The following is a 14,211-nucleotide window of genomic DNA, read 5'->3' on the forward strand; positions in this document are numbered from 1 at the left end:
TAATTTGCCAGCCATGAAAATTGACCTGTTTGATTACTATCTTCCCGAAGAGCTGATAGCCCAGAAACCGCACATACCAAGAGACGAATGCAAGTTAATGATATGCAACAAAAAAAACCACACTATAGAGCATAAAATCTTCAAAGAGATAATAAACTATTTAAACGAAAACGACTTGCTTGTCTTAAACGACACAAGAGTCATACCAGCCCGTATTTTCGGCAGAAAACCAACAGGTGGCAAGGTTGAGATATTTTTACTCGAAGAGATTGAGCACAATAAGTTTCTATGCCTTACAAAAGGTAAGATAAAACAAAAAACAGATGTCATACTAAAAGACGGCAGCAGAGCAACTATCGAAAGAATAGAGAATTCGGATAAAAGAGTTGTCCAGTTTTATACCAGTGGCAATGTTTATGAACTGCTCGAAGAGATAGGTGAAGTGCCACTTCCACCATACATAAAAAGAAACTATGAGAATTACAATAAAAAGGAAGATTTTGAGTACTATCAAACGGTTTTTGCAAAAAAGAACGGAGCAGTGGCATCACCGACGGCAGGTCTGCACTTCACAGAAGAGCTACTCAACAAACTCAAAGATAAAGGCGTAAAAATAACCTACATAACTCTGCATGTGGGCATTGGCACATTTAGACCAGTAAAGGAGAAAGAGATAGAAAAACACAAGATGCACGCAGAAAAATACGAGATAAGCCAAGAGACGGCAGATTTAATAAATTCAACAAAAACCCAAAAGGGCAGGGTAATAGCCGTTGGCACAACAGTCGTAAGAACACTCGAAACGGTTGCGAATAATGACGGGTTTATCAAACCATCAAAAGGCTCAACGGAAATCTTCATCTATCCAGGATACAGATACAAAGTCATAGATGCACTTATAACAAACTTCCATCTACCAAAATCCACACTTTTAATGCTCGTAAGCGCTTTTTATGACAGAGAAAAAATATTAAGATGCTACAAAGAAGCGGTTGAAAAAAGGTATCGTTTCTTCAGCTTTGGCGATGCGATGTTTATCTATTGATCAGAAATTCAACTATCTCGTCTCTTAAATCCTTATAATCAACAACAGCATCAATATAGCCTTCTTTCGCCAACTTTTCAGGGCTTTTGGCAGCCTTCATCATCTCGTCAAATCTTCTTTTCTTCTCATCATCATCGGCAAGCATACTTCCCACACCTTCAGAATAGATGGTTATAACAGCAGAAGGCAAAGCAACAAACCTTGCATCTGCAACATGACCACCACCCATAGCATATACACCAGCCGTATAATCCCTTCTTACTGCAACAGAGAGCTTTTCCACCTTAGAGTTTGCTATAGATTCAAACAGCTCCGCTCCAGCTTTTATTATACCTTTTTGCTCAACTTCACTTCCAACCATAAAACCACACGAGTCTGCAAGAAACACAAAAGGCAGCCCATATTTATCGCAAAGCTCAACAAACCCTTTTGCCTTTTTGCAGCTTTCAACAAACAAAAGCCCAGCTTTATGCGCCGAACGATTAGCAATTATACCAACGCTTTTACCTTTAAACCTTGCAAAGCCTGTTATAATCTCTTTGGCATAATCCTTTTTTATCTCAAAAAATGAATTATCGTCCACAATCTCACCAATCAGCCCATCCATATCCAAAACATACATTGGATTATCTGGAATAAAGCGCTTTATATCGCAACTTTTTGAATATGAATAATTGCTCTTATCCGACAGATAGCCTATAAACCTATAAGCCGTATCAAGCATCTCTTCTTCTGTCTTGCAAACAAAATCAACGCTTCCCGAAACTTTTGCATGCATTTTGGCACTGCCAAGCTCATCATAACTCTCATCTTTTCCCAAGATTCTTTTCACAACATCTTCCCTGCCTATACTCATCCCTGCATTTTCGTGCATTATCACAACATCACTCATAGCTATCGGAAATGTTGATGATGCTCCCTGCTTATCAAACACCAAAGCTATTAACGGCAAGCTTTTTGAATATCTTGCCATTATGTTATACCACCTGCCAACACCCTTCTTATCAAGCAGAAAATGGGTTGGATGTGGTGGAAATACACTCTTTTTAGGGTCTTTTCTGTCAGACATCAAATCATACATCAAAACAAAAACTCCAGGCTCTTTCTCTATGCTCTCCATAAACTCTACCGAGCTTACAAAATCACCAACAAGGTCATAAATTGGCATATAAGAGTCTCTTGCAAGCACATAGGTGAGTTTGCCATCAACTTTGCCTTTTGCCTGAATATGCCCATGAATCTCTTTTATAAACTCTATATCATCAAGCAGCTTTTCCACTCTCTTCTTAGCCGTTAGCTTCATCTATTTCTCCTTTTTTGAAAAATCTCATTGGCAAGCTCTCTCAAAGCCTTCAAATCAATCTTGTCTTTTCTTGGCAACTCTTCGATTATCTCGAAGCAGGCTGGAATCTTACGCTCGGATATTTTGCCCTTTAAAAACTCCTTTAACTCATCTTCACTCGGTGGATTGTTCATATCGCAAGCCACAAAAGCAAACACTTCTTCACCCACATCATCATCTTTTACACCAACAACAAGACACTCCTTAACTTTGGGATGCTTCCTTAAAACATCTTCAACTTCCAACGGATTGATATTACCGCCGCCTTTAACGATTATACGCTTCTTTCTGCCTTCAAAGTAATAATAACCATCTTCATCAACCCTTGCCAAATCACCCGTTTTAAACCATCCGTCAATAAACGAGCTTTTTGTCAACTCATCATCGTTGTAATAACAGCAAAAAACTGTATCTCCTTTGACCAAAATTTCACCTGTTTCGCCCTGTTTTACATCGTTATAATTATCATCGACAAGCTTTACGCTTACACCATCTATCGGCATACCAACACTTTCGTCTTTTGCCTTTTTATGCGGCGGAATTGTCATATAACCACCACACTCAGTCATACCAAGACTTGAAACAAGCGGAATACCGACAAGCTCTCTGAATCTCTTTCTAAAACCCACATCAACAACATCACCACCCGTTGTTGCATATTTCAAGCCCTTCAACGATTTACCTTTATCAAACTCTAAAATCTCTTCCCACTGCTTAGGCGATGCAGCAGCATGGGTAATGCCGTATCTTTTTATCATTTCAACAAATTTATCCCTATCGTAATGACTCATGAAAACTGCCGTCCCACCTGCATATAGCATCGGAAACAGAACAATCAAAGGCGCAGCACCATGACACAAAAACGAAGTTGTAATCATAACATCATCAGGCGTATGTCTTAGGGTTTTTGTTCTTGCTCTGCCGTTTGCTATTAAAGATTTTGTTGTGTGAGCAACACCCTTAGTCTTGCCCGTTGAGCCTGAAGTAAAAAGAATCAAAGCAGGCTCATTTTCATCAACATCAACATCTTCAAAATCACCGTTAAATTGCCGCTCGATATCAAGCCAGCTTGACACATCCTTCTCTTTACCATCAACAAGCACAATTCCCTTCAGATGCTTTATATCTTTCGCTGCGTTTTTAATCGTCTCAAGCCTGCCTTTTGAGACAAAGTAAAACTTTACTTCACCTTCATTTGCTTCATGCACAAGCTCGCCTTCAGATGTATAATAACTTGCAGGCACAACAACAGCGCCAATTTTAAAACAACCCATATAGCCGTATGTTATAAACAGATTATTCTCCATAAAAAAACCAACTTTATCGCCCTTTTCAGTCCCAACCGATTTTAAAAACTGCGCAACCTTGTTAGCTTTTTTGTCAAGCTCTCCATAGCTTAAAATCTCATTATCAACAGCTACTGCTGTTTTACTTGGCGTCTTTTCAAGCGCTCTCTTATACACCCAGCTTGCATTCATCAAAAACCCCCTAAATAGTGGCAAATGGTTTAATGTAATCTAAAATCTCCTTAGCCCTATCATCATAAAGCACAATTGAGTCAAAATCCACCTGCGTATTCATATACTGATAAATCAATGCATGATGTCCATCAATTCCAAAAGGCAAAATACCGGCAAAGAAAAACCCTTCTTCTTCACACTGCTTGGCAACTTCAGGCATATAGGGATTTTCCATATCAAGATAGAGATAAACCACATCAACCTTTTGAGCAAGCAGCTTTTTAAGTGTTTTCTTTATCAAATTAAAACTCTTTTTATCGTAAGACTTGCAGTATAAATCCACCGAGTTAAACACATCAGTTTTTATATACTCAATCTTTTCATCACCATTATCAACTAAACCCTTTGGTTTTCCAATCTCATAATCAATTCCAAGCTCATCAACAATTTTTCTAATCATATCTTTATGTTTATTCGGCAAAAATATTGTTCTTCTGTCAGCATTTTTTAGATAAAACGAGACAAGCAGAGCCGTTGTTTTTGCTTCAACTTCGCCTGTCAAATCCTTAAAGTTCACATTCTTAGGAAACAAACCCAAAAGCAAACCTGTCGGCACAAAACCACGCTTAAAAAACGGTTTCTGCGAATAGATATGAGCCGTAACAAGCCTTAAATATAATGCATTTAACCCATCAATTGTCTTTGCTTTGTTTATCAAATAATCTGCCATACTTTCTGATATACCGTTATTTCTATATTCTGGCTTAACAAAGGCAACACCCATCTCACCGACATGCAAGTTATTGTTGTAAAACTTCAGTGCTGCATGACCAGCCAAATCGCCATCTTCAGTTTCAGCAACTATGGATAACAAACTTCTCTCTTCATTCATTCTTACAATCTGAGAAGGATAATATATAAACGGCTCATAAGTATATCCGTAGGCAAAATATGCACACTTTGAAACTTCAAGAGCATCTTCCTTTTTAAAATCCCTTATAAAGTATTTAACCTTCTTCGGCTCAATCTTTTTTACTGCTTTATCGGTTAAAAAATTTCTTATATCGTCAGATGATTTATACTTGACAAGCCGAGTCTCTTTACCATCTCTGCCAAGATTTTTGAAATAAACTTCATCCATAACACTTCTGATTAGCAGAATGCCCAAGCCTTTTTTATTCTTTTTCTGCTTAGATTCATTATCAAAATCAAATGGTAAACCTTTCTCTTTGACAATAATCTCAACCCTGTTGGGCATATTCCTAAGTATCACAAGAAAACTCTCATTTATGTTGTTGTTCAAGCCGTGCTCAATCACATTTCTAACCGTCTCTTCAGCTGCCAGTCTTATTCTCAAGGACTCGTCCTTTTCCAAGCCAAAAGCCCTCATTGCCTCATCTATAAAAGAAAGAAACACGCCCATAAACCTATCGTTACCCGGAAGTTCAAGCTTTAGCTCTACGCTTTCTTTTTCCTTACCCATAAAAAACCAACTTCCACTTACTTTTAAAAAACGCTCTTTACAAACTACATTCAGAGATTATTCGCTATCACAACAACCAAAATTTTATACATTTTAAATCTTTACTTGTCGTCAATTTTATAATAAACTTTATGTGTTGCTACTGCAAGACTCATTTCGCATAGACAGGGAGAAATTGGCCTGGTTAATCAACTTAAATATTACTGCCTTTGTTTGGACAAATTTGCTCGAACAACCAAAGATAAGAGTCTAAGCATTTGGTATAAAAGCAAAGGAAATATCTAATGGAAACTTTTGACAGAGCAAAGATAATAAAAAACAGCATCGGTGGCATCATAGGAAACATCATGGAATGGTATGACTTTGCTGTTTTCGGCTTTCTTGCCCCGATTATCTCAAAGCATTTTTTCCCCGAAGAAAATCATCTGACCGGTTTGATTATGACATATGGAATATTTGCCACAGGATACATGATGCGTCCGCTTGGAGGTATATTTTTCGGATTTGTAGGCGACAAGTTCGGACGCAAAAAAGCCCTTATCCTATCAATATTCATGATGGCACTTCCAACAATCGCAATCGGAATTTTACCTACCTATACACAAATAGGAATATACGCTGCTGTTTTGCTTGTGTTGCTGCGTATGATTTAGGGATTGTCGGTTGGAGGAGAGCTCATTGGCTCTGTGTCGTTTATGGTCGAAATAGCCCCGAAAAACCGCAAAGGCTTTTTCGGTAGTTTTACACTTGCAAGTGCAGTTGGCGGTCTTCTTCTGGGTTCTGCTTTTGTTATGATGCTAAATATACTCCTGCCGGATAAAACTATGTATTTATGGGGCTGGCGCATACCTTTTTTGAGCGGTATCTTTATCCTTGCAATAGGGCTCTGGCTGCGTGAAGGAATGTCTGAAAGCCCGGAATTTTTGCGCACAAAACCCGTATCTGGCATATCTCCTATTGTCCACACGTTTAAATATAAGAAGAAAGCAATACTGCGCCTTTCAGGAATAGTATCTCTTGCAACCGTAACAAGCTATATTATGTTCGTCTGGATGCCCACATATCTTTCAGATATTATAAAATACCCGATTCACAACTCCATGACGTTAAACACAATCTCTATGGGTATCTTTCTAATCGCAGTTCCTATAGCGGGCTATATCTCGGATTACGTCGGACATAGAAAAACCATGATAATAGCAACAATCATTGTTATGATAATCACCCTGCCTCTGTTTATGCTTTTGCAGAATGGAGATGTAAAAAGCGCCCTTGCAATGCAGATTGCTTTTGCCGTTCTATCGGGCTTCATACAGGGCCCTCTGCCTGCGCTTATGGCGGAGATGTTTCCGGTAAATATTCGCTATACATCGATAGGTGTCGGATACAACACAAGCGTGGCTATTTTAGGTGGAACTGCACCTGCCATTGCAACCTGGCTTATAGAAAAAACCGGCAGCTACACATCCCCTGCGTGGTATATTATTTTCTTTGCTGTGACCTCTCTCTTGTCGCTTGTATTTTTATCGTCAGTATAGAGAAGAGGAGTAGAATTTATACTTTTGCTTTACTTTAAAGTTTGAAAGTAAACAAATTGTACTCGAAAAACTGCACTTAATTTCATTCCATTGGACTAGCAAACTCATCCGTCGCAACTACAAAAAGCCTAAGTGCAGTTGATTGAAGACCAAATGGAGTGTTTTATTATTCTTTAGAACCAAAAATAAAATTAATAAATCCGCCTGTAATCTTTCTTTTAAGAGTGGGTAAATAAAGATTTCTCAGCTTTTTATACGTGTTAAGTTCTATTTCAAATCTCTTTTTCTCATATTCTGCCAATATAACCTGAATCTCTGATAAATCGTCGAACTTCTTTATCCAATCCTTCTCTCCCTTCAATAAAAAGTTCTGAAATATTGCACTTTTTAATCCGTACCTAAAAAAATCTATAAATTTTTGCATATTGAAATCCTTAGTGATACTTCTTAATTTCTGTTGTTGTTGCTTATAAGTTATATTGATTCTATCACGTCTATCTTTAAGTATCCTCTTATATTTATCTAATTTTCCCAACAATATTGCTAATTCTTCGCTTTCTAAATAAAACTCGCTATAACACCTCTGCATTTTGTCCTTAAGATCTTCTATTAGCTTACTCTGATTTTGTTGGGAGTCTATTAATGCTTTAAGCCACATCTCGTAATCTAATGGAATGTTTTCTCTGTATAGTATTAATTTATTTAACTCTTGCCCTTCCGTTAAAAATATTCCAGCATAAGTAGTATATGCTAAAACCAAATTGTTATGTGTCCTAAAGCATAATAAACCTTCGGTTTCAATATTTTTATAAGTTTCTAAAATTAACGTGTTTAACCCCTCTTTGCTTTTATAGTTTTCAATAATCCCAGCAAATAAAAATGATACTATTATGGCCAAAATAAAATTTTCCATAAATTGCCTTGATGGTTTTAATGCTTTTAATAATTCCTTCATACTAAATAAAGCTCATCTACTGCTATGGAGCGTCCGCAGAATTCAACGTAAAATAAATTATATCATTTCTTTACGACATCTTCTACCCATATTTTTTCAACTTCGCCCTCTTATTTTTGCAACAGAGATGAAATCGTTCCTTACCAAGTAGCTGTGCAAACTCATTTGTTTTACCTGGATCTAAAGTAAAATTATTGCCCGATGATATTTCCAAAAGTTCTTGATTATACTCGTTGAGAATCGAATCCAGCTGAGAAGCATCCGAAACCTTTTCAACAGCATCCTGTAAAAAACAAGATAAGAGTTATTCGTCATACCAGTGGTGGCCTGTAAGAATTTTACGAAACTACCTTTTAAATTTCCCATGGTTTCTCATACTATTTCTAACAACCAAACTCACCTACAATAATGGTAGGTGAGTGATTTGACCAGCTTATATTGATGGCTTTATATATTCAGACAAAAATAGATCCTTCGATTCTTGAATTCTCACATTTTTTAACCATGGCCTTTTCTCGTCTTTACTGAGATGTACATCAACTATTTTTATAATTTGTCTCTTTTCCCAACTGTCAGCACGTGAGAAATACTGTCTAATTTCTAAAACTTCATTTCTAGAAACTTGATTCTCAAGTGCCTCTAGCAAAGCCCGTCCAACATAAGCACCAGCATTTCTGCGCAATCCTCTAAATAGTTGTAATAATGTATCCTTATCTCGAAAAAAATCATTGCCAAGTAACCGCACAATAGCAATAACCAGATATTCTGGCAGTCGCTGATTATCTTTAAGCTTGCTAGCAAAAGCATTTCGAATTAAGTCCCTTTTATTTTTAGGCATCTTTTCTCCGTATTTAATTAAAATATCTACTAAGTATGGCGTAAACTGTGGAAACAGTTCCGATAATTCAGGGAATTTTGTAAAATAATCATATCTTTTACAACTAAGTGCTGTCTTGATAAATTCTTTAATATCCTCTGGTTCGGCTAATTTTTTTGACCTTATTTTTTTATAAATTTCCTCAGGAGACTTATCTTTAAACTTTTCTATTTCAGACTCTGACAATTCTCTAAATTTTGTTGGAATCACTCCGCCGTATCCGGCAATTATTTTTACTGGTTCTTTTTTGTTTTTTATTTTTATATTCTTCACATCTCTATCAATAGCTTCTTCGGCAGTGTCTTGCAATATTTCTGAAACATCTTCAATTTTAGTTTTGCGCTGATTAATGGTTAGACCCTCTAACCAGAGCCTTTCAATAAGTTGTGTCAACCAATAATGAGCAATATGTGCATTGGGAGCGAAAAATCTAAAATCATCAACAAATCGACAAAACTTAGCACCTATAGATAATAAATAGTTGTCAACCTCAATTAGTGCGGTTTCTGCTAGGATTCTACTAGCGTTTGATCCCACTGGAAGCGAGTAAGAATCTCTATTTGCCCAGAAAAGTAACAATTCATTCAAAAGACGAACCAACTTCTCTTCTAAATTTAAAGATAATAGTATGGATTCTAACCTATGGAGATTTAGTCTATCATAAAAATTTGCTATATCACATTTAACTAATATTCTTGCTTTCTTTTGTTTTATTTTTTCGTATACATGTTTGCGAAATGAAGAGATATTGTACTTATTATCAAATAAAAATCCATTAGATGGTTTAAAACGATATGAAAAAACTATTTTCCTGGATTTTTTAGGACGGGCTTTCTCTATCTCATCTGCGAAGATTAGAACCAAGGAAAGAAATTTTATTGTATCAAGAGGATCAATTAAAGCGCATCTACGGAAATCAAATGGTCCCCCTTTTGGCAATAATACATGCTCAATGGGTTTAACTTCTAAAGACTCTAAAGTTCCACCTCGTATAGATTTGACAATATTTTGGATTAGTTTTTTTTGGAATTTACTACTTTTTAGCAAGTCAATCTCAAATGGGCGTGGGAAGATATCCGTTAATCCTTCTTTTAGTACATTCTCAATAGCTAATTTTACAGCCTTTTCTGGCTTCATAGATTTATCCTTTTATTTATTACTCACTTCTTTATTAAATAAAACTACTTGCCTATATATACCACGTAGCTCTATTTGTCAAATTTATAAACTAATATGAAATAAACCAACATGAAATTAAAAAGATTAGATATTTGTACTTAAAAACCCATTCTCTCCTACACTAAGGATAACAAAAGAAGGACGCAGTCCACGCCAACCACCCCGATTCCCACTAACTTCAACTTGGTATATTCTTTAAAAAGTATAAGCTTTATTACCTTCATAAACTGTTAGCACCTCTTTTTATCGGAAGTATATTTTCATCCACCAAATAAAAATGTAAAATAAATTGTAAATTCTCATCAAAACGTTGAGGTAATGTAATGTATCTCGGAATTTCAGACATATACAAAATAGGAATCGGTCCTTCAAGTTCTCATACATTCGGTCCCATGGTGGCTGCTCTCAGGTTCATAAACGAGATCAAAAAGCTTGGCGTTTTGCCCTCCCTGAAAAAAATAAAAATCGAGCTATACGGTTCTTTAGGTTTGACGGGCAGGGGTCATCTTAGTGATTATGTCATTATCCTCGGATTAAGCGGTTACACTCCGTAAAATGTGCCCGTTGATAGAATAGAAGAGATCGTATCAGAGGCTAAAAAGAAGAGAATAATCGATTATAACGGGTTTTCATTTCGGTTCAATATTGACTTTTTAGGCAAAAGACTTCCACTTCATGAAAACGGTATGATATTTATTGCTCTTTCCGGTTCAAAAGAGCTCCTTAAGAAAACTTATTATTCTGTTGGCGGTGGTTTTATAAAAACCGAGGAGGATTTTGAAAAACCAGCTGTCAAAAACGGGGATGTTCCCTACGCTTTCAAAAACGCAGAAGAATTATTAAAAATCAGCTCAGGCAAAAAATTAAGCGATTTACTTATAGAAAACGAGATTTATTTACACGGAAGCTTGGAAAAGCTAAAAAGCCATGTCGGTAGAATCTGGGATACAATGAAAAAGACCGTAGAGCATGGAATTAATAAAGATGGATATCTGCCCAAACCTATCGCTTTAAAAAGGAGGGCAAAGCGCCTGTATTCTTTTCTCAAAGACAGCGACAAATTGAATCACGACATAGCTATGATAAAAATGAATTGGGTTAACCTTTTTGCCATAAGCACGGCAGAGGAAAACGCCTCAGGTGGTAGGGTTGTTACCGCTCCGACAAACGGTTCTTGCGGTGTTGTGCCGGCCGTTTTACTCTATTACGATAAGTTTATAAAAAAATTAACGGAAAACGATTTACTCCGCTTTTTTGCCGTATCCGCTGCTATCGGAGCGCTGTTTAAAATGAACACCTCCATTGCCGGAGCCGAAGTGGGTTGCCAGGGTGAAATCGGCGTTGTAAGTTCAATGGCTGCCGCAGGTTTGGCAGAGCTGCTAAACGCCAGCAACAAACACATACTCATTGCCGCAGAGATAGCCATGGAACACCATCTAGGCTTAACTTGAGACCCCGTAAACGGTCAGGTGTAGATCCCTGTATCGAAAGAAATACCGTGGCGGCGGTAACGGCTATAAACTCAGCGGCTATGGCTTTGGCCAGAGACCCCTCAGGAGCAAAAGTTCCTCTGGATAAAGTGATAGAGGATATGAAGTTAACCGGTAAAAACATGAACCCTAAATACAGGGAAATATCCTACGGCGGTTTAGCTGTGGTTGTGTTGTGAGAGTTCGCTTTTTAAACAAGCTTTTACAGGTGTGGTGATTAAAAACAATGAAACGCCAATTAGACACCTGACCCTGAAAGTCATTTGGAGCACCAAAGGAACAACGCTCAGGTGGAGCGTTTTGTTATGATAATTTATCAATAATTTCTTGTGCCCCGTCAACATCAATCACTACCCGAGTATAGTCGAAATCAATAAGATCAAACACCAGACAATCTTCACGAAAATGTGTGTTCCAGAACTCTTTTCGCCCTTGTCCATAGTAAGTGCCAGCAGCTATTACTTTAGGTAAGTATGTGCCTGGAACTCTTAACCAACGTGGTTTGAGTCCTTCGGGCCGAAGATATGCTCTGTTGATTGACTTGCGCGGTATTGTCAGCTTACCCTTAAGTGACCAAAGCTTATCGAAGCCTTCTACTTCAATTTCTACCGTTTTATCTGTAATGTTGACTGTATTCATTTCCTTTTGTTCTAACTCCTTTATTGAGCATACATATATACCACACGGTTTTATTTGTCAAATATTGCATTATCTATTAATCGACATAAACTGCCATAATAGATCAGAGCGTCATTTTGCAATAACAAAGCTCTCAGAGCCATAGGTAAGAATAAAAAGTCTTTAGAGTTTGCCCTTTACGAAATCGTTATTTATTAAAATCATTACTCAAAAAAGCATTTCAATCACCTTAAGCTCTACATCATCATCTCAATTACAGGTCATAAAACCTGCACCGTCATTTGCCTAAACTGAAATTTTCCATATAATTGTTTGAAAGGCTTTTGTGGAGGTTTCAATGCAATTTGACACAGTAGCGGTTTTTGGTTGCTGAGTGCTGGGCTCTCAAATCTCATGGCAAAATAGCATTAAACGGATTTAACGTCATAGTATTCAATATAAATAAAACATTCTCATCCTTAAAAATATTCTCAAATCTTCAAGCTATTTTACTACTGCACTTCAAGAAACCCCTTGAAGAAACTCAGCAAAAATATAGAATTACAATCATGAAAAAACAGAAAATTCCGTCAACTGCTGCCACAAGGTTTTTAAAAGTAAACAAAACAGAATTCAAACCACTATTTTACGAATACAAAGAACACGGCGGAACAAAAGAAGCTTCAAAACAGCTCAACATTGACGAGCATAGAATAGTAAAAACCCTTGTTTTAGAAGATTCAAACAAAAAAGGCCTTATAGTTCTAATGAATGGCGACATGGAAGTATCTTTCAAAAAACTCGCTCGCTTAATAGGTGTTAAAAGCGTCTCTCTATGCAAACCTGACAAAGCAAACAGATATTCGGGCTATGTTGTGGGCGGAACATCTCCGTTTGGTTTTAAAACAAAACTTCCCATATACGCCCAGAAAGATATATTCGAGTATGAAAAAATAATAATCAACGGCGGCCAAAGGGGTTTTCTAATAGAAATATCAACAGAAAAACTAAAAGAGTTGCTAAATCCTACAATAGCGGATATAGGACTAAAAGAACAAAATTAAAATCCTACTTGCCTTATAGCTTCGTAAAGCACAATCGAAACGCTATCCGACAGATTAATCGAGCGAACATTGGGGCTCATAGGTATATTTATGCAGTAATCAAAATTTTCTTTCAAAAGTTCTTCGGGCAAACCCTGAGTTTCAGAGCCAAACATAAAAAAATCACCTTTTTTGTAATTCATATCGTATATGGTTTTTTTAGCTCTTGTGGTTGAAAAATAGATAGTTTTGTCTTTAGTAAACTCTAAAAAATCATCCAAAGAGTCATGAATCGTAAGTTTCAAATACTTCCAATAATCCAAACCTGCCCTTTTAAGTCTCTTATCATCCAAAGAAAAACCCATAGGCTTGATTATATGAAGATGGGTATTGGTGGCAACACAAAGACGGGCGATATTACCCGTATTGGGTGGGATATCCGGTTGATATAAAACAACATGAAAGTCGAATGAATCTTTTAAGAAAAACTGCCTTTCCATTTTAAAAAAGGGATAAATAGAGATAAGCGGATAAACAATAAACCCCCTGGCAATACCTACTCTCCCACGGGCTCTCCCGCAGTACCATCGGCGCATGCAGGCTTAACTGCCGTGTTCGGAATGGGAACGGGTGTTTCCCTGCATGCTATCCTCACCAGGGGGAAAACTTAGCACCTAACCATTAAAGAATGTGGAAATGAGCCTAAGCCTCACGGTCTATTAGTACGGGTCAGCTCCACGCATTGCTGCGCTTCCACCTCCCGCCTATCAACCTCGTAGTCTCCAAGGGACCTTTAGGAGCCTAATGGCTCAGGGAGGCCTAATCTTGGGGTGGGCTTCCCGCTTAGATGCTTTCAGCGGTTATCCCTTCCGCACATAGCTACTCGGCGCCTGCGGCTGGTGCCACAACCGATACACCAGAGGTGCGTCCGTCCCGGTCCTCTCGTACTAGGGACAGCTCCCCTCAAGCCTCCTACGCCCACGGCAGATAAGGACCGAACTGTCTCACGACGTTCTGAACCCAGCTCGCGTACCTCTTTAATCGGCGAACAGCCGAACCCTTGGGACCTGCTCCAGCCCCAGGATGAGATGAGCCGACATCGAGGTGCCAAACACCGCCGTCGATGTGAACTCTTGGGCGGTATCAGCCTGTTATCCCCGGAGTACCTTTTATCCGTTGAG

9 protein-coding genes, 2 rRNA genes and 2 pseudogenes are annotated in these 14,211 nt (G+C 37.8%); 4 read left to right on the forward strand and 9 right to left on the reverse strand.

What is annotated here, in order from left to right; genetic code table 11:
• Positions 1–13 precede the first annotated feature (13 nt).
• Complete coding sequence (queA, locus tag G415_RS0106650) at positions 14–1,045, forward strand: tRNA preQ1(34) S-adenosylmethionine ribosyltransferase-isomerase QueA (protein ID WP_026939635.1); 1,032 nt, start codon at positions 14–16, stop codon at positions 1,043–1,045.
• Here the strand turns inward: queA and G415_RS0106655 are convergent.
• Genes G415_RS0106655 through G415_RS0106665 form a run of 3 tightly spaced genes read right to left on the reverse strand, consistent with a single transcriptional unit; the run spans position 1,035 to position 5,330 of the window.
• On the reverse strand, positions 1,035–2,348 hold the full coding sequence (locus G415_RS0106655; protein WP_022670871.1) for a carboxyl transferase domain-containing protein: 1,314 nt from the start codon (positions 2,346–2,348) through the stop codon (positions 1,035–1,037). The genes queA and G415_RS0106655 overlap by 11 nt on opposite strands.
• Positions 2,345–3,865 (reverse strand): class I adenylate-forming enzyme family protein, encoded by a 1,521-nt coding sequence (locus tag G415_RS0106660; protein WP_022670872.1) that lies wholly within the window; start codon positions 3,863–3,865, stop codon positions 2,345–2,347. The genes G415_RS0106655 and G415_RS0106660 overlap by 4 nt, the downstream gene beginning before the upstream one ends.
• A gap of 10 nt (positions 3,866–3,875) precedes the next feature.
• Entirely contained in the window at positions 3,876–5,330 is a 1,455-nt protein-coding gene (locus tag G415_RS0106665) for a GNAT family N-acetyltransferase (protein WP_022670873.1), read from the reverse strand.
• 284 nt (positions 5,331–5,614) lie between these two features.
• Between G415_RS0106665 and G415_RS10455 the strand changes: the two are divergent.
• A pseudogene (locus G415_RS10455) lies at positions 5,615–6,868 on the forward strand (MFS transporter).
• Between the two features lie 166 nt (positions 6,869–7,034).
• Here G415_RS10455 and G415_RS0106675 read toward each other — a convergent pair.
• Complete coding sequence (locus tag G415_RS0106675) at positions 7,035–7,823, reverse strand: hypothetical protein (RefSeq protein WP_022670874.1); 789 nt, start codon at positions 7,821–7,823, stop codon at positions 7,035–7,037.
• 433 nt (positions 7,824–8,256) lie between these two features.
• Positions 8,257–9,837 carry an RNA-directed DNA polymerase gene (locus G415_RS0106680; protein WP_022670875.1) on the reverse strand — a complete coding sequence of 527 codons (1,581 nt, stop codon included), beginning with the start codon at positions 9,835–9,837 and terminating at the stop codon, positions 8,257–8,259.
• A gap of 365 nt (positions 9,838–10,202) precedes the next feature.
• On the opposite strand from G415_RS0106680, the pseudogene G415_RS11410 reads away from it, so the two are divergent.
• A pseudogene (locus G415_RS11410) lies at positions 10,203–11,548 on the forward strand (L-serine ammonia-lyase).
• A 124-nt stretch (positions 11,549–11,672) separates the two neighbouring features.
• On the opposite strand, the gene G415_RS0106690 reads toward G415_RS11410, so the two are convergent.
• Entirely contained in the window at positions 11,673–12,008 is a 336-nt protein-coding gene (locus tag G415_RS0106690; protein ID WP_022670877.1) for a hypothetical protein, read from the reverse strand.
• Between the two features lie 548 nt (positions 12,009–12,556).
• On the opposite strand from G415_RS0106690, the gene G415_RS0106695 reads away from it, so the two are divergent.
• Positions 12,557–13,051, forward strand: a complete 495-nt coding sequence (locus tag G415_RS0106695; protein WP_026939636.1) for an aminoacyl-tRNA deacylase — start codon at positions 12,557–12,559, stop codon at positions 13,049–13,051.
• Here the strand turns inward: G415_RS0106695 and trmL are convergent.
• From trmL to G415_RS0106710, 3 genes are all read right to left on the reverse strand, one after another.
• Positions 13,048–13,530 (reverse strand): tRNA (uridine(34)/cytosine(34)/5-carboxymethylaminomethyluridine(34)-2'-O)-methyltransferase TrmL, encoded by a 483-nt coding sequence (trmL, locus tag G415_RS0106700; RefSeq protein WP_051129556.1) that lies wholly within the window; start codon positions 13,528–13,530, stop codon positions 13,048–13,050. The genes G415_RS0106695 and trmL overlap by 4 nt on opposite strands.
• A 44-nt stretch (positions 13,531–13,574) precedes the next feature.
• A 5S ribosomal RNA gene (gene rrf / locus G415_RS0106705) occupies positions 13,575–13,689 on the reverse strand.
• A gap of 39 nt (positions 13,690–13,728) precedes the next feature.
• A 23S ribosomal RNA gene (locus tag G415_RS0106710) occupies positions 13,729–14,211 on the reverse strand; the annotation flags it as partial.

Origin of the sequence: Hippea alviniae EP5-r (genome assembly GCF_000420385.1) — a bacterium.
Taxonomy (GTDB): Bacteria; Campylobacterota_A; Desulfurellia; order Desulfurellales; family Hippeaceae; genus Hippea; species Hippea alviniae.